This window comes from Pseudomonas sp. O230, assembly GCF_045447035.1.
Classification (GTDB): Bacteria; Pseudomonadota; Gammaproteobacteria; order Pseudomonadales; family Pseudomonadaceae; genus Aquipseudomonas.
This window is the reverse complement of record NZ_JBJGXN010000008.1, coordinates 318,583-338,146: the sequence shown is the minus strand read 5'-3', so window position 1 is coordinate 338,146 and position 19,564 is coordinate 318,583. Positions and strand designations below refer to the sequence as shown.

Sequence of the window (19,564 nt, the reverse complement as noted above, 5' to 3'; positions counted from 1 at the left end):
TTCGCCTGACTGCGCCACCTCATAGAAGCATGCAGAGTCCCGTGTCATAAATTGACACAGGGAAATGTGGATGTTCCGCGCAGCCAACCCTGTCGAGTTCACACTCGACGTTGCAACGCCGTACCTGGTTTCAACACGCAGCTCGCGCTGCCTGATGTGCGAGGCGGCCCAGGCATGACACTGTTGACTTTGCTGCCTGACGACCTGCCATGGGGCGAGCAACAGGCGTATCTGTTGCTGGACGGCGCGACCCTGAGCGATTTGCCGCAGCGCCTGAAGGCCCTGAGCCCCGGCGCCAGCATCCTCGCCCTGTACGACAGCACGCCCTTCAATACGCTGCGTGATATCTCACCGCTGCTGGTGGCGATTGAACAACCTGACGCGGACATTTTTCAGTTCTTTGTGCAGCACGCGCCGGAAGAGTGGGGTGTGCTGTTGTTCAGCCCCAAACCGGCGCATGAGGTGGCGCAGCACTTGCGCAAACTGCTGAGCGTCGAGTTGCCAGACGGGTTGCAGGTCTTCCTGCGACTGGCCGACGCCGCCGTCACGCAGGCTTTGTTCAGCAGCAACGATCAGCGCTTGTTCGGCCCGTTGTCCTGTGTGGTGACGGCCGATAGCGTCGACGCCACATGGCATCGTCATCAACCTCGCCAGCCCGAATGCCCGGACTTGCCAACACCTTATCGCCTGAGTACTGAGCAGAGCTCGGCGCTGGACCAGGTTGACCGGCGCCGAACGCTGCTCGAACTCGACGCGCATCTGCTCAAGCACTTCCCCGAACGCCATGGCAGCGAAACCGTGGCCGAACGCTGGCCAATGCTGGAACAACTGGAAACCGAGGCCACTGCCCTGGGTTTGAGCAGCCAGTCCGAATTGTTTTATTACGCCAACGTCATGGCCTTGCTGGATGGCTCATCGCTCGATCAGCACCCGCACATCAACCGATTGCTGCATACGCCGTCGCTGCAATCCCCCGGCGAGCGCGTTGCGCTGGCCGCTGACCTGGCCCGCCAATGGGTCAATGAACGAGGTCGCCCATGAACAAGCCACACCCTGCCAACCTCGCCGCAGCAGCGGCCTCCAAATCCCCCATCGGCTCTCTGGGTGCCTGTCCCTTGCGACAAACCCACGTGCAGCTGCTGCCCTTGCGTTACGGGCTGGTGGAAAAGCCCCTCGACCCGAGTGCCGACCTGAAGCTGCCGTATGCCCTCACCACGCGTCCTTTGGGCATCCGTTTGCTGCGCGATGGCTGGCTGTATGTCATCGACAGCGTTACCGGTGAATTGCATGAGTACCAAGTGCGCGACGGAGTGGTCAGCGCCTTGCTGCACAAGGGCGCCAAGGTCACCAGCGATCAGCGCACGCCCATCGAGGAGCGTCCGGCGCTTATCTTTTCCAGACGCAGCACGCTGTACGTGAACTTTGCCGAAGTGCAGTGGACGGCGGCCAAATGCACGCAAGTGCTCGACAGCCGCGCCGAACGCGACCACTTCATGCAGGCCGTCGACCTCGGCCCGGTGCATTGCCAAACCGGTGGCGAGCATCTGCTGACGGTCAAGCAGGGCGAGCAGTGGCTGGCAGAGATCGCGACCGCCCCGGTCCAGCAGGCGCAAGCCGCACAAGACCGTGCGGAACATGAAGCCGAGGCGCCGCCGGACGCCGTTCTATTGCCGCCGGTACACGTCAGCGATGCCCCTGCGCACGAACGTAAACCCTATCTGTGGGAGCAGCCGTTGCGCTTTCGCGAGGCGCACATCGGCGAGTTGCTCGGGCGAGTGCGCTCGGCGTATCAGGACGACACGTTGTTCCTCGTGGTGCAGGACGACCTCGGTGTGCTGCGTGATCTGGCCGGGTATCAGGACACCGCGGTTGGTTGGGTCGATAACTGGAGCAATGCCGGCCACAACGAACGCGATTACCTGTTGGCCTGCTACATCGAGTCCCTGAGCCGGCTCAGTCCGGCGGATATCGGCGAACTGGCCAAGGCCAGTGACGACCCGCGAGTCCAGGCGCTTTTTGGTGATCTGCAACAGTTGCCGGAACCGGATCGGGAGCAGACCCGCCAAGCTCTGCTCGACTACCTGAACAAGGGCGGCAAGGTCGAGCCACCGGACGGCCCCGTGCCTCCAGAGCTGGAGCAGTTGCGCAAAGAAGCCCATGCCGAAGCGTTCAAATTCGCCAAGTACCAGGGTGGCACACCCGACTTCACCGCCCACAGCCGCGCCAGTGACGAGGCAGACGACCGCTACTACGCTCGCCAACATTTCAAGGTCGCCCCCGATGATTTCGTCGAACGTCACCTCGACACCTTGGTAAAACTTGGCCAAGCGCAAAACAAACGCATCGTCGATGTGCTCGAAGGCTCCAACTTCAGTGGCAAACGCGGGGTCAATGATTTCATCGACCGACCGGCCATGGACGACGCGTTGTTGCAGCACCGCGACGACCTTGGCCGCTGGAACCGCTTGCTGGATCGCATCACCGCCGACCGCACGATGCTGGTGTGTGCCGGGCGTTACCATCGTTCGGCTTGGTACTACGACGCGCAGGATCAACAGCAACTTCATCAGGCTCTCACTACCGAATACGCCTGCCTCAAAGACCTTTGCCGCAGCGATTACGCCAGCGAAATCCTCCTCGGTTATCTGGAAAAACACCCGGAACTGACCCGGCCACTGTTCTACACCTTGCCGCTGCGTCTGCAGCCGGAACGGGCGGCGCAATACGCCACGTTGTTCAACGCCGGCATGGGCGTGTTCAACAACCTGCCGCACTGGCTGGGCGAGTTGCAGAAAATCGAACAACCGCCCCTGCCGGCCCTCGACGATTTGCCCGAACACACCCGCGCCGTTGCCGACGCGGCCCAGCACAGCCTCAGCCCGGCGCTGAACCTGGGCCTGAGCCGGGCCTTGGAAGGTTTCGATCTGGCGAGCGAGAAAATTCCCGACCTCGATGAACTGTTCCGACGCCTGCCCAAGGCGCTACTAGGGCGGATTCTCGACGCGGCAAAAACCACCGGGGTGACCTTCACCGTCGCCAGCCCGGCGGAACACGCGGCGCTGCAAAACAGCCTCAAGGAATTGCTCAGTGAGCGTGACTACCTGAAAACCCTGACCCGCGAACGCAACCAGATCACCCACAACAAAAATCGCCAGGGGCACAGGACAGCACGGGCGTTGGAATTGCAGGGTGAGATCGTTCGGGTGCGCGGGCAGTTGACGCAGCTCGAAGGCCGCTTGGCCGGGGCGCTGAGCCCGATTGCCGAACTGCCGGATGAGTCGGCGCGCCTGTATGGCGCGACGCCTGCTCGGGCGGGGGTGACGGTGGTGTTTCCACCGGCGCAGCAGCAGGAAGTGCGGAGTTTGCTGAAGGATATTCGGCTGGGGGTTCAGAGTGTGCCGAAGGCAGACCTGATCAAGAGCGAAGGGATGGGGTTGTTGGTGTTTTTGGTGCAGGGGGTGAATTTGGTTTCGGTAATAAGGGAACTGACTAACCAATCCAGGAACAAGCGAACATGGGCTCCCTTGGCCAATGCGTTGGCGGTTACTGGTGCTGCCGGGTTCACTGCGGCGCAAAGTCTCGCCGACACAGCGTTGAAGGCACGTAGCGCTGCACTCGTCGCGGGACTTCAGCATCATGCGTTGCAGAATGTACATGTGCAGATGGGCAAGATGCATGTTGGGTTGGGTTTCTTTACCTACGTTTTAGGTTTTGCATCGTCAATGGTCAGCCTCATCAACCATCACCAGAATTGGCAACAGGCGACGCGTAGTGGCAATACGGCTGCGCAGAATAGTGCAGCGCACGCGACAGTGGGCGCGGCCGGCATGACGACCGTCAATGCGTATGGTTTGACTCACACCGGTCGTGCTGCGTTTAACGTGCTGGTCGCAAAAAACAGCGCCGCAAGAACCGCCGCCTGGGCCGCCGCAGGCACACGCCTCTCCACCGTATTCTTCCGTTTCAACCTCGCGGGAGCCCTGTTCACCGTGCTGGAGCTGGGTGGCACCTGGCTGTACAACCGTTACAACATCAGCGCCCACGATAAATGGCTGAAAACCACACCTTGGAGCCTGGACACCGATCATCGCGGTGACCATACCCTGGATGAATATCAGCATTATTTGGGTTATTTGCTCAACGCTCCGTATGCGCAACTGGGCCCGAACGAACATGACTCGTGGCTGAAAAACTTGCTGCTAAAAGCCAAGCCCAGCGACATTCATTTGGTGCTGCCAAGGCTCAAGCTCAGTGATTTTCAGCCACCGTTGAGTGGACAACCGGCTCATCGTCTGGGGATCGGCGCCCACCGCATTGCCATTCCTCTCCACAGCCGGGGCACGCCGCGAGAACGCAAGGACGTCATCAGCGAGGAAATCACGGATAACCTGCGCATCGTGCAAACAGGTCCCGACCGGCTGGTGCTGTGCCTGCAGTATCCCGTGGATCCTGACTCTGAATTTACCCCGGCGTCCGAAACGCTGGAACTGGCCGTCTGTATCCAGACCCTGAACGCCAAGGGGGTGTGGGAGTCACGGACTGAGGTCATTCACCTTAACCCTCGTGCTGAGGGGCGTTTCCCTGCGCTGCCCCGTCAATCCGTTACCGAGCATCCACCGTTGTTGCGGGTTGAAACCCATCTGCTGGAGCTGGCCGACCATGCCCACCAAGAATGATAGCTCCTTGCCTGCAGCGCACCTTGAGCAATCCCGCAAAGCCGGTGAAATCGAGCCGTTTCCCAGCGGGAGGATCACCTATCTCGCGCCGTTGCCATTGCCGACATCGCTGCCGCCACATGGTCCCCATATCGGGGAGCTCAATGAGTTGTACATGGATTTTGGCTTGGGATCGCCCCAAGTGTTTTCATGGCAGTTCTTACTGGGCGGGCCCTTCAGCGGAGTCGTCATGATCGCCTTTCTCTTTCCGCTAATCGGCGGCTTCATGTTTTTTTTGTTTGGCATGGGGTGGGACGACATTTCTCACGCCATAGAGGGGATCTTCCATGCGTCCTACGGAATAGCCCTAATAACCGGCTTCTCTGCGTTGGCGATCCTCTTCTGCACTTGGCTCCACTATCACAACAAACGCGCCGCCATCATCCCAACCCGCTTCAACCGCCAACGTCGCGAAGTCTGCTTCATGCCCGAGGACGCCACCGAACCGCTCTTCGTCCCCTGGGAATCCTTATCCGCCTGGGTCATCGAAGCCCAAGGCGCGACCCAATACGGCATCCACCGCCAATACGGCATGGGCATCGGTTTCCAGCACGGCGAGACCCTGACCAGCGTCGAATTTCCCTGCTTCGGTCTTTCACTGGCCATCAGCCACTGGGAAGCCATTCGCGGTTATATGGAATACGAAATCCACGACCTCAAATCCATTCAGGACCTACAAGACCTGCAAGGCCCGAACGACCCACCCCACGAAGGCCTGCACACTTTCCACAACGCTCGCGCACGCATGCACCAGCAAATCCGCGACGGCCAACGTGGTCGGGTATCGGGGTTTTTCTGGTACCTGTACCACGTCATGACCCTGTGGACGATTCCCAACCACCTGACCGAATGGGAAATCCGCCGCCTCCAGAAAATGGCCCCGCAGGCCATGCCCGAAGCGATGCGCCAATGGTCCGAGCCGCTGCCGAAGGAACAGTGGGCCAAACCGAGTGAAGAACTGCTGCGCCTGAGCGATCAGGTCCGCGCCCTGCATAAACGCCAGCCGCGACGCCCGATCACCGAGATCTTTGCGGAAGTGCAGCGATTGAATCCGACCGACAAACGTCGCGCATGAGTTGTTTATTCAATGTTGGCGCCCATCGTCTGGCCGTTCCCCTCCACAGTCGTGGTGTACCGCGCGAGCGCAAGGACGTCATCAGCGAGGAAATCACGGATAACCTGCGCATCGTGCAAGCAGGACCCGACCGGCTGGTGCTGTGCCTGCAGTATCCCGTGGACCCAGACTCTGAATTTACCCCGGCCTCCGAAACACTGGAGTTGGCCGTCTGTATCCAGACACTGAATGCCAAGGGCGTGTGGGTTTCTCGCATTCGGGTCATTCGCCTGAACCCTCGGAGTGACGGCCGCTTTCCGGCGTTGGCCTCTCAAACCGTTACCGAGCATCCGCCCATGTTGCTGGTTGAAACCCATTTGCTGGAGGTGGCCGACCATGCCCACCAAGATTGATATGTCTCTGCCGCCCCAGCACCTAGAGCAATCCGGAAAAGCCGGAGACGTTGAGCCGTTTCCAAGTGGGAAAATCACTTATCTCGCGCCGTTGCCATTACCGACAACGTTGCCGCCGCTTGGCCCCCATATCGGAGAGCTCAATGAGGTGTATATGGACTTCGGACTGGGATCACCGCAAGTCTTTATGTGGCAAATGACTCTAGTCTTTCCATTCAGCGGCACTTTAATGCTCGCTTTTCTACCTCCAATGCTTGCTGCGCTCCTCGGGGTTGTGTTCGGTTACAGCCAAGTAGAAATCTGGGGCTCGGTACTCGGCGTGTTTGATGAAAGCTACGGCTACGCGCTAGTAAGTGGCTTTTGCTCTCTATTTATCGGCCTCGGCGTCTGGCACCACAACCACAAAAAACGCCTCCACATCATCCCCACCCGCTTCAACCGCCAACACCGCGAAGTCTGCTTCATGCCCGAAGGCGCCACCGAACCGCTCTTCGTCCCCTGGGAATCCCTCTCCGCCTGGGTCATCGAAGCCCAAGGCGCGACCCAATACGGCATCCACCGCCAGTACGGCATGGGCATCGGTTTCCAGCACGGCGAGACCCTCACCAGCGTTGAATTTCCCTGCTTCGGTCTTTCACTGGCCATCAGCCACTGGGAAGCCATTCGCGGTTATATGGAATACGAAATCCACGACCTCAAATCCATTCAGGACCCGCTAGACCTGCAAGGCCCGAACGACCCGCCCCACGAAGGCCTGCACACTTTCCACAACGCTCGCGCACGCATGCACCAGCAAATCCGCGACGGCCAACGTGGTCGGATCTCGGGGTTTTTCTGGTACCTGTACCACGTCATGACCCTGTGGACGATTCCCAACCACCTGACCAAATGGGAAATCCGCCGCCTCCAGAAAATGGCCCCGCAGGCCATGCCCGAAGCGATGCGCCAATGGTCCGAGCCGCTGCCGAAGGAACAGTGGGCGAAACCGAGTGAAGAACTGCTGCGCCTGAGCGAACAAGTACGGGCACTTCACAAGCGACAGCCACGCCGAGCCATTACCGAGATTTTTGCCGAGGTTTATAGCGGCGACAGTACGGGGAAGCGAAGCGCATGAAGTTAACTGCCAACATGCCACCGTCGAGGACAGCGGCAAGGCCCCGGTTGTGCCGCTGATGGCGGCCGACCGGCTTACACCGGCCTACGCCAGACACTCGCCAACCAAGGCTGCTGCTCCTGCGGCAGCCCCGCCGGCCGGTAGTAATGCTCCAGCTCCACAAAACCCGCCTCGGTCAGCAAGTCCTGCCACGCCTGAAGATCGTGATACGCCCCATACCGCGGGCCATTCCAGCCTTCCTGATTCTCCCCACGCGGATTGGAGCTGAACAACACACCGCCCGGTTTCAAAGCCGAGTGCAATTGCTTCAACACCCGAGGCAATTCCTGACGGGGAATGTGGAACAGCACCGCATTGGCGAAGATCCCGTCAAAGCGCTCAGCCGGTAAATCAAGCTTCAGAAAGTCCTGCTGCCAGACCTCGCAACCACTGTCCTCACGCGCCATTTGCGCAAACTTCTCCGAGCCGTCGAGGCCGACCGCGGTGTGGCCCATGCGCGTGAACGTCTGTAAATCCCGGCCCGGCCCGCAGCCAAAGTCGAGGATGTCGAAGGGCGCCGCCCCCTGAACATGCCGTAGCAGCGCATCGATGTTCTGACTGACATCGTGATCGCGCGTCCCTTCACGAAAATCTTCGGCCACCGAGTTGTAGTGGCCAAGGGTGGTGGCGGTGATCTGTTTGAGGTCGTCGGGCGTCTGTTTCATGGGGCGGCTGCGCAGGCAATGGAAGTTCGCCGAATATACGCCATGGAGCAGGTGGCTGCTGCCCAGCCACTTGCTCGCGGGCGGTTTCACGGTCGACCGATTATTCAGGCGGGCTTGCGGTGTGCTTCATGCCCAGGCATTCAATGGACCGATCAACCATCGCCTTGGCAATTTCCAGCAGATGCCAAATCGAGAACACCATGGCCCTGTCGGCACCTTTGAGTTGATCGCCACATCGATAGGCGGTGACCGAGGCACAGCGCAGCAAGTCGGCGACATAGAGTTGCGTGTCTTCGAAGTTCACGTCTTGGCTGACGTTGTAGAAGCGCAGTTCGTCCGGTGCGCCGGTATGTTCGCGGGTGAGGTAAAAATCGATCGCGTGGTAAAGCGCTGAGCGACCGCTTAGCGGATCGTCGTTGTCTTTGCTTGAGGTTTCGGGAGGTGGATCGGGGACTGGTTTTTTCATTGGTAAAGCTCCTGGCCTTAGTGGGAGCCAACCGATATCGCGACTAAACGACCAAGGGGTGGCGGCTGCACGCAGGTTAGTCGACCGGTCGCCAGGCAAAACCGGCGCACCCGAGGGTGCCCTGCGCACAGCCACCATAAATGCCGGGCAATAAAAAACACCCGATATGAGGTAGCGCTGTGCGCCTAGCGAGATCCGAGCGACTAAACCCGATCACTGATGAGCAGTGACGGACCGAGACTAGCCACGAGAATCCACCGGCGCAAGCGTGCGGAATCATCTAGGAAACGTCCTGCAAATGAAAGGGATCAGCCTTGTAGGAGTGCTGATTTCTCTGTCGGAAAACTTCCCGATTTGTAGTGCAATTCCTACCGCCAACCTTGAATCAGCGCTTGTTCAACGCCCGCGCCAACCGATCCCCGCCACCAACCCCCTCGGTGCGACTACCTGTTACTTCTTACAGTATCGGCCCGGCCAAAAATGGCTCAGTCTTTCCTCGAACCAAGCGAAGGACCGTCGATAACGTGAACGCTCACCCACATACACCGACCTTGTCGGTTATTGGCCCGCGAGCCCTGGCGATTCGCAGCGTGGGCTATTGTCGCCATCCGGACGAGGTCGTTATTGAGCCGCGCATCACCCGGCAAATCTTCGATGATGCCGGGCGACTGGTTGCGTCATGGGATCCGCGGCTTTGGGGAACGGCGCCGAAACCGAACCTGACCACCGTCTACGGTTTGAGTGGCCAGCCCGTGTTGACGGACAGTGTGGAAACCGGTTGGCAGCTGAGTCTGTTGAATCACAACGGCTTGCTGCATTCGTTCTGGGATGGACGGGGTCATCAGCGCCATTGCAAATATGACGATCAGCAGCGTCCGATTGAAGTAACGGAGCAGGCCGCCGCAGAGCTGCCTCGCAGGGTGGAACGGCTGACTTACGGTGGCTCCAGTGATTCGGTTACCGAGCACAATCAGGGCGGCCGGTTGATTCGCCATGACGACCCGGCCGGCTCTCAGATCCTCAACGAATATGGTTTGGCTGGCTCTGCGCTGGTTGAAACCAGACGCTTGCTCATTGAACTTGAAACACCCGACTGGCCCCTCGATCCCGATGCCCGAGATGAGTGGCTGGAAGATCAGTCGTTCGTGACACGCCACACCTTCAATCCCACCGGCGGGATTCAACGTCAAACCGATGCCATGGACAATGTCCAAACCTATGGTTACGACGTGGCAGGCAAACTGCGTGAGACTTGGCTGCTGCTGGCGGGTGAGGGCAAACAACCGCAACGGCTGGTCAGCGATATGCGCTACAACGCCCAAGACCAGATCGAGCGTGAAACGGCTGGCAATGGCGTTCAAACGCGAAGCGAGTACGACGCCGAGAGCGGTCGCTTGATGCGGTTGGTGGCGGCGGTCGGGACTCAGAATCCCGTGCAGGATCTGAATTACACCTACGATGCCGGGGGCAATATCACCGAGCTGGAAGACAAGGCCCAATCCGTTACCTGGTTCAACAACCAGCGCATCGACCCGATCAACCACTACCGCTATGACAGCCTGTCTCAACTGGTCGAAGCCAAGGGCTGGGAAGTCAGCACGCCCAGCCAAGGACCGGGGTTGCCGGATTTGCTGCCCACACCGCTGGACCCCAATCAGCGGCGCAATTACACCCAGGGCTTCAAATATGACGTGGCGGGCAATCTGATCACTCGCCACCACAGCGGTGCGCCGGGTTTCTCGATGTTCACCTCCGCGCGCAGCAACCGAAGCCTGGCGCAGCGGGACGATGGTTCCCTGCCGGGAGAATCCGACATCGAGTCAGGCTTCGATGCCTGCGGCAATCAGCTTGAGCTTCTGCGTGGCCAAGCCATGACGTGGGACATCCGCAATCAGTTGAGTCGGGTGACCCTGGTCAAACGTGAAGACGAACCCGAGGATTACGAATGCTATACCTACGACCGTCCTGGCCATCGGCTGCGCAAGGTGCATGTCAGCCAGACTCGTCGCCGAACCCTGCGCACGGAAGTCCGTTACCTGCCCGGCCTGGAAATCCACCGACAGGCCAATGGTGAAGAGCACCATGTCATTAGCGCCGAAGCGGGACATTGCAGTGTTCGAGCCTTGCATTGGCCCGAAGGAACCCATGTCGATCAACTCCGCTACAGCCTCTGCGACCACCTCGGTTCCAGCACGTTGGAGTTGGATCACGAAGCAGGCGTGCTGACTCAGGAACACTATTATCCCTTCGGCGGCACTGCATGCTGGGCAGGTAAAAGTGCCTTGGTGGCAAAGTACAAAACGATTCGCTATTCCGGTAAAGAACGGGATGTGACAGGGCTTTATTACTATGGATTTCGGTATTACGCGCCGTGGTTGCAGCGCTGGATAAGCCCGGACCCGGCAGGCGACATCGACGGGTTGAATCGCTATGCGATGGTGAGGAACAACCCGGTTAACTTCTACGACTGGCAGGGCACCTTATCGATTCCAGTCGATATCTTTATCGCCGATATCGTCAACCCAATGAATAAAAGCATTGGAACGGGATGGTTCGAGGAGCTGAACTGGGATCAAGAGAAAAACACGTTCATGAGTACCGGTCAGGTTTATGGCCGAGGCATGAAGGCGTTCGAGGGTGAGAATTCCGGGTACTACCCATCATCGTTCGGACAGGCCGTGGCTGCGTTTCGTGATCAGGGCGGCAAGCTGCGTCTGTTTGCCAATATGTATCAGCAGCACATGGGCATCCAGCCTGGAATGGGCCTTCCAGAGTTCGCGGGGCTGTTGAAAGTCGATGAGCAAGACCCTTCGAAATTCGTCATCAACAATCACTCCGGGCACTACAAACCCGAATCCTCAATTGACGTGACAGCGATGATTCGTGAGATAGCTCCGCAGCAACAGGCCGTGAGCTATGTCCCTATTCCCGAGAGCTCGTCGTTTGATTCCGCGCTTCGAATCAATTCCATTGACTCACCTGAAACATATGAGCGCCTGGTGAACACGTACAAGCGAGATTTCAATGGCTTGATCACGTACCTGAAAGAACAAGGTGTCTGGGAAGCCGCCAAAGCGAATTGGGGCGAAAGTGAAGGCCTGAACATCATTTTCAAGATGGAGGCGAAAGGGATGACGGCCCAGCAGATCTACATTGAAGAGTCTGCGTTGAGGAACGCCAAGCCATTGGCTGAGCCCGTAAAACCGTCCAGTGTCACCCGCCGAGCAACACGTCCACTCGCTCAGGAGAAAACCGGAAAGACTTCATTTTTCCGATCTCTTGGTCACCTTTTTAAAAAGCAGTATGCGAAGTGACATCGAGTCCTTGAGTGCTTGAACGGGAGGGTAGCAGGCGTTGGCAAGACGTTCCCCCTCGTTGAGGTCCTTCATTTCCTTCAGCGCTTGTTCAACCCCCGCGCCAACCGATCACCACCCAACTGAATCACCGCCACCAACACCACCAGCAACACAATCACCGTCAACATGATCTGGCTATCAAACCGCTGATACCCGTACCGGTACGCGATGTCCCCCAACCCACCGGCACCAATCGCCCCGGCCATGGCTGACGAGTTGATCATCGTCACCAAGGTGATGGTGAAACCACCGACAATCCCCGGCAACGCCTCGGGCAACAAAACATGCCAGACGATGTGCCAACGCCGGCACCCTATCGCCTGCGCCGCTTCGATCAAGCCGAAATCCACCTCGCGCAAACTGACTTCCGCGATGCGGGCAAAGAAAGGCGTGGCCGCAATCGTCAGCGGCACTACGGCCGCCCATACGCCATACGTGGTGCCGACGATGAGCCGGGTAAATGGAATCAACGCCACCATCAAAATCAAAAACGGAATCGAGCGAAACAGGTTCACGAATGCACCCAAGGCGCGGTTCAGCGCCGGTGCTTCGTAGATCCCGCCCTTGGCGCTGGTGACCAGGATCACCGCCAGCGGAATCCCCGCCAGCAGCGCGATCAATGACGACACGCCGACCATCAAAAACGTGTCGATGAAACCTTGCAGCAAGCGATCAAACCACATAGCCCAGCACCTCTACCTGTTGTGCCCAGTGGCCGGCGCGCTGGCGCAGTGCTTCGGCGCCCAGCGTCGATCCCGTCACCGCCAGCAGCAATTGCCCCAACGCATGGCCCTGAATCCGTTCCACGCCACCTTGCAGCAAACGCACACGCCCACCGAGGGCGGCGAACAGCGCTGCCAGATCGGGTTCGTCGGTGGCGCTGCCGGTGAATTGCAAACGCAAGACCACGGCGGCGTCAGGCGACTGTGGTTGCGCCTGAAGACGACTTTGCAGCTCCTGCGGCAGGGCGTGTTGCAACGGCGCGAGCAAGGTCTTGCTGACCTCATGCTGCGGGTTGCCAAAGACTTCCCACACCGGGCCTTGCTCGACGATGCGCCCGTGTTCCAACACCACGACGCGGTCGCAGATGTCGCGGATCACCGCCATCTCGTGAGTGATCAGCACGATGGTCAGCCCCAGGCGCTGATTGATCTCGCGCAGCAGGCCGAGGATCGATTGCGTGGTCTCCGGGTCGAGCGCCGAAGTGGCTTCGTCGCACAACAGAATCTCCGGGTCGTGGACCAGCGCGCGGGCGATGCCGACGCGCTGCTTCTGTCCACCGGAAAGCTGCGCCGGGTAGGCTTTGTGCTTCTCTTGCAGGCCGACCAGTTCCAGCAGTTCTCGAACTTTTTGCTCGCGTTTTCCCTTGGGCACTCCGGCGACTTTCAGCGGCAACTCGACGTTCTGCCAAACGGTTTTGGCCGACATCAGGTTGAAGTGCTGGAAGATCATGCCGATGCGCCGACGCAGCGCCACCAGGCGGTCTTCGTCGAACTCGCCGATGTCCACCTGATCGATCAATACGCGCCCGCTGCTCGGTTGTTCGAGGCGGTTGATGGTGCGGATCAGCGACGACTTGCCGGCGCCGCTGCGGCCGATGACGCCGAACACTTCACCGCGCTGGATCGCCAGGTCGATGCCGTGCAGCGCCGCCACCGGACCTTGCTGGCCGTCGTAGGTTTTGCCCAGGCCGATGAAGCGCACGTGAGCACGATTCAGGTCCGGGTGCAGTTCGGTCTGTACGGCTTTCTGAGGCTCTGGAATATCCAGTCGCCGTTGGATCGCGGCCGTCATGCTCAGCTTTCCCAGCCGGCTTGATAGAGCTTGCCGTGAGCCTTGTCCAGCGCTGCGCGAACGGCTGGCGAATGCTGGTAGATGTCGACGAACTTGATCAGGCGCGGGTCGGTTTTGCTTTTCGGCTGGATCACGAACTGAATCACGTATTCCTTGTGATCGAGGCCATCGAACAGCAGCGCGGAACCGGCATCGAAGGTCTTCGCCAGGCGGATGTAGGCCGGGTAGCCCTGAACCAGATCGGCGTCGTCATAGGCGCGCACCAGTTGCACGGCTTCGACCTGGAGGATTTTGATTTTCTTCGGGTTGGCGATGATGTCTTCTTCGGTGGCCTTGTAACCGACGCCCGGTTTGAGCGTGATCAGGCCCGCCTTGGCCAGCAGTTGCAGGCCGCGACCGCTGTTGATCGGGTCGTTGGCGATGGCGACGCTGGCGCCTTCCGGCAGCTCGTCGAAGCTTTTGTATTTTTTCGAGTAGAGGCCGACGTTGTTGATGATCCCCGGCGCGAACGGCACCAGGTCAAAACCGGCGGCGGCCTTGGCGTTTTCCAGGAACGGCACGTGCTGGAAGTAATTCACGTCGATGTCGCCGGCGGCGAGGCTGACGTTGGGGGCGATCCAGTCGGTGAACTCGACGAGTTCGACTTTCAGGCCTTGTTTGTTGGCTTCTTCGACGGCGGCCTCCAGCGGGATGGCGAACGCGGCGGTGGTGCCGACTTTCAGCGGCGCGTCGGCGGCGAAGGTGATGGAGCTGAAGAGGCCGAGGGCCAGGGCCAGTGCTTTGACTGGGTGAGAGAGGTTGGTCTTTTTCATGATGGGGTTTCCAGTCAGTGCAGTAAATGTTGGGTGTCTGTTCGGGCCTCATCGCGGGCAAGCCCGCTCCCACAGTGTTCTCGGGTGTTCACACAATCCCTGTGGGAGCTGGCTTGCCAGCGATGCTTTTAGCGGCGAAACGCCGATCCGGTGTGTTGCTCAGGCAAATGCGCCTCTGCGTGAAACAGCTTTTCCCGCAGGCTGCCCTCGTCGTAAGCCGTCTTGTACGACCCACGCCGCTGCAACTCCGGAATCACCTGTTCAATGAAATCCACATAGCTTTCCGGCGTGACGATTCGCGTCAGGTTGAAGCCATCCAGCCCGGTTTCGGCGATCCACGATTCCAGCTCATCGGCCACTTGCTCCGGTGAACCCACCACGGTGATGTAGCGGCCGCCGAGCGCGTGCTGCTCAAGCAATTTGCGCCGGGTCCAGTCATTGTTTTGCAGGTTCTTGGTGGCCGATTGAATCGCGTTGCTCTTCACGTACTGAATCGGTTCGTCGATGGCGTACTCGGAAAAATCGATTCCGGTCGACGCCGAGAAATGCGCCACGCCGGCCTCGGCACTGGCATAGCTCAGGTACTCGGCGTGCTTGGCCCAGGCCAGCTCTTCGGTGGCGCCGACGATCACGTTCAGCCCCATGAACACCTTGATGTCTTCAGGATGACGCCCGGCCTCGACGGCGCTGGCGCGCACCTTGTCCACCTGAACCTTGGTCGACGGTTTGTTCTGCCCGCTGATAAATACGCACTCGGCGTGGCGCCCGGCGAACAGCAAACCGCGGTCCGAAGTGCCGGCCTGGAACAGCACCGGCGTACGCTGCGGCGAAGGTTCGCAGAGGTGATAACCCTCGACTTGATAGAACTCACCGTTGTGCTCGACCTTGTGCACTTTGTCCGGTTGCGCGTAGATCCGTTGCTTGGGATCGTTGAGCACCGCGCCATTTTCCCAGCTGCCTTCCCAGAGTTTGTAGAGCACTTCGAGGTATTCATCGGCCTGGTCGTAACGGCGGTCGTGTTCCACTTGCTCGCTCAGGCCCATGGCTTTGGCGGCGCTGTCGAGGTAGCCGGTGACGATGTTCCAGCCGACCCGACCGCGACTCAGGTGATCGAGCGTCGACATGCGCCGGGCGAACAGGTACGGCGGCTCGTAGGTCAGGTTGGCGGTCAGGCCGAAACCAAGGTTTTTAGTGACGGCGGCCATCGCCGAGACCAGCAACAGCGGGTCGTTGACCGGCAACTGGATTGACTCTTTCAGCGGCACGTCCACCGAGTTCTGGTAGACGTCGTACACGCCGACGATGTCGGCGATGAACAAGCCGTCGAACAGTCCACGCTCCAGCAACTGCGCCAGTTCGGTCCAGTATTCGAGGGTTTTGTATTGGGTGGAGGTGTCCCGTGGGTGCGTCCACAAGCCATGGTTGATGTGCCCGATGCAGTTCATGTTGAACGCGTTGAGCAGGATTTTCTTTTTGTCGTCGGTCATCAAATGGTCCCCCGCAGTGGCGGGTTTTCATCGTTGAGGTAGTAGTTGCCCACGGCGTGATATTTCCAGCGCACCGGGTCGTGCAGGGTGTGCACCCGAGCGTTGCGCCAGTGGCGATCCAGTCCGTGTTCGATCAGGGTCGCCTGGCTGCCGGCCAGTTCAAACAGCGTGCTGCCGGCGGCGAGGGAGATTTCGGTGCTGATGGCGCGGGCTTCGGCGACGGCAATCGACGCGGCGGCAACGGTCTCGGCGTTTGTCTCGGCCTGGGCCTTGTCGAGGAATTCGCCGGCGCGCTCCAGCAGGGCTTCGGCGGCGTGCAGACGAATGCTCAGGTGGCCGAAACTCTTGATGGTCAGCGGGTCATCGATGGCTTTTTCATGCGTGGCGTCGATCCATGGCCGGGTTTTGGTCCGCACGAAATGCAGCGCGTCTTCATAGGCGGCGCGGGCGATGCCGGTGTCGATGGCGGCGTGAAGAATCTGCGCCAACGGGCCGACCGGGGTCGGGCGTTCGAAGGCACTTTGAAACGGGATCACGTCTTCGGCGGCGACAAAGACGTCTTCGAACACCACCGAACCGCTGCCGGTGGTGCGCTGGCCGAAACCGCTCCAGTCGTCGATGACGGTCAGGCCTTTGCTGTCGCGCGGGACGAATGCCAGTTGCTGCACGCCGTGTTCATCCACCACCGAGGTCGGGATGCGTTGTGCGTAGATCGCGCCCGTTGCGTAGAACTTGCGGCCATTGATGCGATAGCCGTCGCCGTCGCGCGTCAGGCTGGTGACGCGGTCGTGGGCGGTTTTGGTGCCGAGTTCGGCCAGTGCGTTGCCGAAGCGCTGGCCGGCCAGCACTTCTGCATAGAGACGTTTTTTCTGCTCGACGCTACCGTTCACGTGCAGCACTTCGAGGGCATAAAAATGGTTCTGCGGAATTTGTCCGAGGGAGCCGTCAGCCTGGGCGATCAAGGCGATCACCTTGGCCAGCGTGACGTTCGAAACCCCGGCGCCGCCGTACTCTTTTGGCACGCTGATGCCCCACAGGCCCGAGCGGGAAAACACTTCCAGTTCCGGGTGCGGCAAACGGCGTTCGCGGTCGCGCAAGGCGCTGTCGCGTTTGAAATCTTCGGCCAGGTCACTGGCGACGATCAGGGCTTGCTCATCGCTGGTGATGACCGCGACGTGGTGAGAAAGAGTCATAGGTTTCTCCAGATGTCTGGTCGTCAGATCCAGGAATGGCGAGCCGGCAGCGTGCCGTTCAAGTGATAGGCGCCGACTGCGTGGTATTTCCAGCGCACCGGGTCGTGCAGGGTGTGCACGCGGGCGTTGCGCCAATGGCGGTCGAGGTTGAATTCGGCGAGGGTGGCGCGGCTGCCGGCCAGTTCGAAGAGCTTTTCGCTGGCCAACAACGAGATCTCGGTGGTCAGCACTTTGGCTTCTGCCACGGCAATCGAGGCTCGCGCGGCAGACTCGGCGGTGAGCGGCGCGGCATTGACCTGATCGAGTACCTGACCGGCCTTGCGCAGCAGCGCTTCGGCGGCGTGCAGTTCGATTTTCAGTTTGCCGATGTCGGCAATCACGTACAGGTCATCGCTGGCGCGTTCAACCTTGGCGTCGATCCACGGGCGGGCGCGGGTTTTCACGAATTCGATGGCGTCGTCGATGGCGCCACGGGCGATGCCGGCGTCGATGGCCGCTTGAATCAGCTGCGACACGGAGCCCTGAATGTTCGGCTTGTCGTTGATCTTCCAGTTATCCACCACCAGCTCGGCGTCGACCCGCACGTTGTTGAGCAAAATGGTGCCGCTGGCGGTGGTGCGCTGGCCGAAGCCGGACCAGTCATCGACGATGCGCAGCCCCGGTGTGCCGCGACGAACGAAGGCCAGTACCTGCTTGCCGTCGTCATTCAATGCCTTGACCGCGACCCAGTGGGCGAACAGGGCGCCGGTGGAATAGAACTTCTGTCCGCTGATGACAAAACCGTCGCCGTCGGCGGTGATGCGCGCCTTCAGTTCCAAGGTGTTTTTGGTGCCGCGCTCAGGGCCGGCATTACCGATGCGCCAGCCTTCAAGCACGCTTTTGAACAGCTGTTTTTTCTGCGCTTCGGTAGCACTGCCGAGCACCAGGTTGAGAATGCCGAACTGGTTCTGCGGGATCTGTCCCAGCGCCGGGTCGGCGGCGGAAATGATCGCAAAAACATCGGCCAGGGTGACGAACGAAACCTGCGGGCCGCCGTATTCGCGCGGGATGGCGATGCTGCCCAGGCCGCTGCGGGTGAACTGTTCGATTTCCGACCACGGCAGCTTGCGCTGGCGGTCGCGTTTGGCCGCTTGTTGGCGGGCGATGTGCGCCAGCTCATGGGCGGCGTTGATCGCTTGTGCGTCGTTGCGCAATACCTGTGCGGGCAACAACAACGGGGCGACGTCCAGGTCACTCTGGACGATTGCATCTGCCAGACTGGACATCAGTGCCGCTCCTTGGCTGCTGCACGCAATGCCCTGGCGATCTGCACTGGGGTGATTGTGTTCCGGACCATACCTACCTCACATCTCATGGAAACGCCGCGATCGGTGCGGCGAAGTAAAAACAAGAATGTCCGGTGGTCCGGTTTATATACCCTAAGCGTGTATAAAAATTAAATAAACTAACTTTTAGGAATATGAATAGAAGTGTGTCAACAGCAACTGTACCCAGGGCAACAGTTGTTTCTGGAGCAACACCTGACTGTCTGATTCGGCATTTGTAGGAGCGAGCTTGCTCGCGAAACATCTGAAGGCAACGGGCTTGTCCAGACAGCACGCGTTTTCGTTGACGTTCATCGCGAGCCAGTTCGCTCCTGCAGGAAGGGTGTCAGTGTTTCCGGGGTTCTGCGGCCATGAGCATTTCCTTCGGCCGGCCCTTCAGATAGGGATTGGCACAACCAATTTTTAGCGTACGCGCCGGCGCCCAACGCGAGTTATTACCCACCCGGTCGAGGATGCAGTAAGTCACCTCCAGTCGCAGGTCTTCGCCTGCTTCGAGAATGATCGCTGGCGGCACCCAGACCTGAATCGGCTCACCCACATCGTTCGCCTTGAGCCGTGGCAGGTCCATGCGTACATCGCCCCAGCGCAGGGTGATTTCATCGTCGATGGCCATGTTCAGGTAGGGTTCGATGGTCAAGGGAACGCCGCGCTTGATCTGGTTCGGGTTGACGCCCTGACGGCGGATGGTTTCGGGAATGCTCACTGGCGCAAGGCTCTGGTTTTCGTCACCGTACAGGGCCGAGGGTTGGCCTCCGGGGCAGTCGAGCTTGACCTGTACGCGGGTTGTCGGTGACAGCGCAGGCCCATGGCCAACCTGCATCAGCCGGTAGTGAAGGCGCGAGGAGCCGTTGGCGATGAAGCTTTGCGGTACGCGCAGGCTGACGGTTTTGCCGACGTCCTGGGTGTTCAGCACCCTGGAGGCCACGTAGCAGCTGTCCCAGAACAGCTCGATCAAGTCGCCTTCGTCCATGCCGGGGTAAGGCGCGACGTCGATCAGCAGATGAGCGGCCGAGGTGATGCTGATGCCGCTCCGGTGGGATTGCGCCACGGTCGGTGCCGCAAGTTCGGGTTTGTTCGAGGTATGTTTCATGGGGTTCTCCTTGAAGTCTTGCAGCGAAGTCCGTTTCTGAA

At 59.8% G+C, this 19,564-nt stretch carries 15 protein-coding genes; 6 read left to right on the top strand and 9 right to left on the bottom strand.

Annotated features, from left to right (window positions below):
* Nucleotides 1-174 precede the first annotated feature (174 nt).
* From ACI77H_RS19475 to ACI77H_RS19455, 5 genes are all read left to right on the top strand, one after another.
* Nucleotides 175-1,041: a DUF4123 domain-containing protein gene (locus tag ACI77H_RS19475; protein WP_407013337.1), complete on the top strand. Its 867-nt coding sequence runs from the start codon at nt 175-177 to the stop codon at nt 1,039-1,041.
* The gene (locus tag ACI77H_RS19470; RefSeq protein WP_407013336.1) at nt 1,038-4,676 is read left to right on the top strand and encodes a toxin VasX; all 3,639 of its coding nucleotides are present in this window, start codon (nt 1,038-1,040) and stop codon (nt 4,674-4,676) included. The genes ACI77H_RS19475 and ACI77H_RS19470 overlap by 4 nt, the downstream gene beginning before the upstream one ends.
* 229 nt (nt 4,677-4,905) lie before the next feature.
* A complete protein-coding gene (locus ACI77H_RS19465; protein ID WP_407013335.1) occupies nt 4,906-5,790 on the top strand; it encodes a hypothetical protein in 885 nt (294 codons plus the stop codon).
* Nucleotides 5,787-6,182: a hypothetical protein gene (locus ACI77H_RS19460; protein WP_407013334.1), complete on the top strand. Its 396-nt coding sequence runs from the start codon at nt 5,787-5,789 to the stop codon at nt 6,180-6,182. The genes ACI77H_RS19465 and ACI77H_RS19460 overlap by 4 nt, the downstream gene beginning before the upstream one ends.
* Nucleotides 6,166-7,296, top strand: a complete 1,131-nt coding sequence (locus tag ACI77H_RS19455; protein ID WP_407013333.1) for a hypothetical protein — start codon at nt 6,166-6,168, stop codon at nt 7,294-7,296. The genes ACI77H_RS19460 and ACI77H_RS19455 overlap by 17 nt, the downstream gene beginning before the upstream one ends.
* A 74-nt stretch (nt 7,297-7,370) precedes the next feature.
* Here ACI77H_RS19455 and ACI77H_RS19450 read toward each other — a convergent pair whose 3' ends face one another.
* Complete coding sequence (locus ACI77H_RS19450) at nt 7,371-8,000, bottom strand: class I SAM-dependent methyltransferase (RefSeq protein ID WP_407013332.1); 630 nt, start codon at nt 7,998-8,000, stop codon at nt 7,371-7,373.
* Nucleotides 8,001-8,100: 100 nt separating this feature from the next.
* Complete coding sequence (locus tag ACI77H_RS19445) at nt 8,101-8,466, bottom strand: DUF6124 family protein (RefSeq protein ID WP_407013331.1); 366 nt, start codon at nt 8,464-8,466, stop codon at nt 8,101-8,103.
* Between the two features lie 524 nt (nt 8,467-8,990).
* Between ACI77H_RS19445 and ACI77H_RS19440 the strand changes: the two genes are divergently transcribed.
* Nucleotides 8,991-11,780, top strand: coding sequence for an RHS repeat domain-containing protein (locus ACI77H_RS19440; protein WP_407013330.1), 2,790 nt, complete (start codon nt 8,991-8,993; stop codon nt 11,778-11,780).
* An 80-nt stretch (nt 11,781-11,860) separates the two neighbouring features.
* Here ACI77H_RS19440 and ACI77H_RS19435 read toward each other — a convergent pair whose 3' ends face one another.
* From ACI77H_RS19435 to ACI77H_RS19405, 7 genes are all read right to left on the bottom strand, one after another.
* Nucleotides 11,861-12,505, bottom strand: a complete 645-nt coding sequence (locus ACI77H_RS19435) for a methionine ABC transporter permease (protein ID WP_407013329.1) — start codon at nt 12,503-12,505, stop codon at nt 11,861-11,863.
* Nucleotides 12,495-13,616: a methionine ABC transporter ATP-binding protein gene (locus tag ACI77H_RS19430; protein WP_407013328.1), complete on the bottom strand. Its 1,122-nt coding sequence runs from the start codon at nt 13,614-13,616 to the stop codon at nt 12,495-12,497. Before ACI77H_RS19430 ends, ACI77H_RS19435 begins: the two co-directional genes overlap by 11 nt.
* Before the next feature lie 2 nt (nt 13,617-13,618).
* On the bottom strand, nt 13,619-14,428 hold the full coding sequence (locus ACI77H_RS19425; protein ID WP_407013327.1) for a MetQ/NlpA family ABC transporter substrate-binding protein: 810 nt from the start codon (nt 14,426-14,428) through the stop codon (nt 13,619-13,621).
* Between the two features lie 128 nt (nt 14,429-14,556).
* Nucleotides 14,557-15,915: an LLM class flavin-dependent oxidoreductase gene (locus tag ACI77H_RS19420; protein ID WP_407013326.1), complete on the bottom strand. Its 1,359-nt coding sequence runs from the start codon at nt 15,913-15,915 to the stop codon at nt 14,557-14,559.
* The gene (locus ACI77H_RS19415) at nt 15,915-17,108 is read right to left on the bottom strand and encodes an SfnB family sulfur acquisition oxidoreductase (protein WP_407013325.1); all 1,194 of its coding nucleotides are present in this window, start codon (nt 17,106-17,108) and stop codon (nt 15,915-15,917) included. The genes ACI77H_RS19420 and ACI77H_RS19415 overlap by 1 nt, the downstream gene beginning before the upstream one ends.
* Before the next feature lie 23 nt (nt 17,109-17,131).
* Nucleotides 17,132-18,373 (bottom strand): SfnB family sulfur acquisition oxidoreductase, encoded by a 1,242-nt coding sequence (locus ACI77H_RS19410; protein ID WP_407013324.1) that lies wholly within the window; start codon nt 18,371-18,373, stop codon nt 17,132-17,134.
* A 385-nt stretch (nt 18,374-18,758) separates the two neighbouring features.
* On the bottom strand, nt 18,759-19,523 hold the full coding sequence (locus ACI77H_RS19405) for a hypothetical protein (protein WP_407013323.1): 765 nt from the start codon (nt 19,521-19,523) through the stop codon (nt 18,759-18,761).
* Nucleotides 19,524-19,564: the final 41 nt, after the last annotated feature.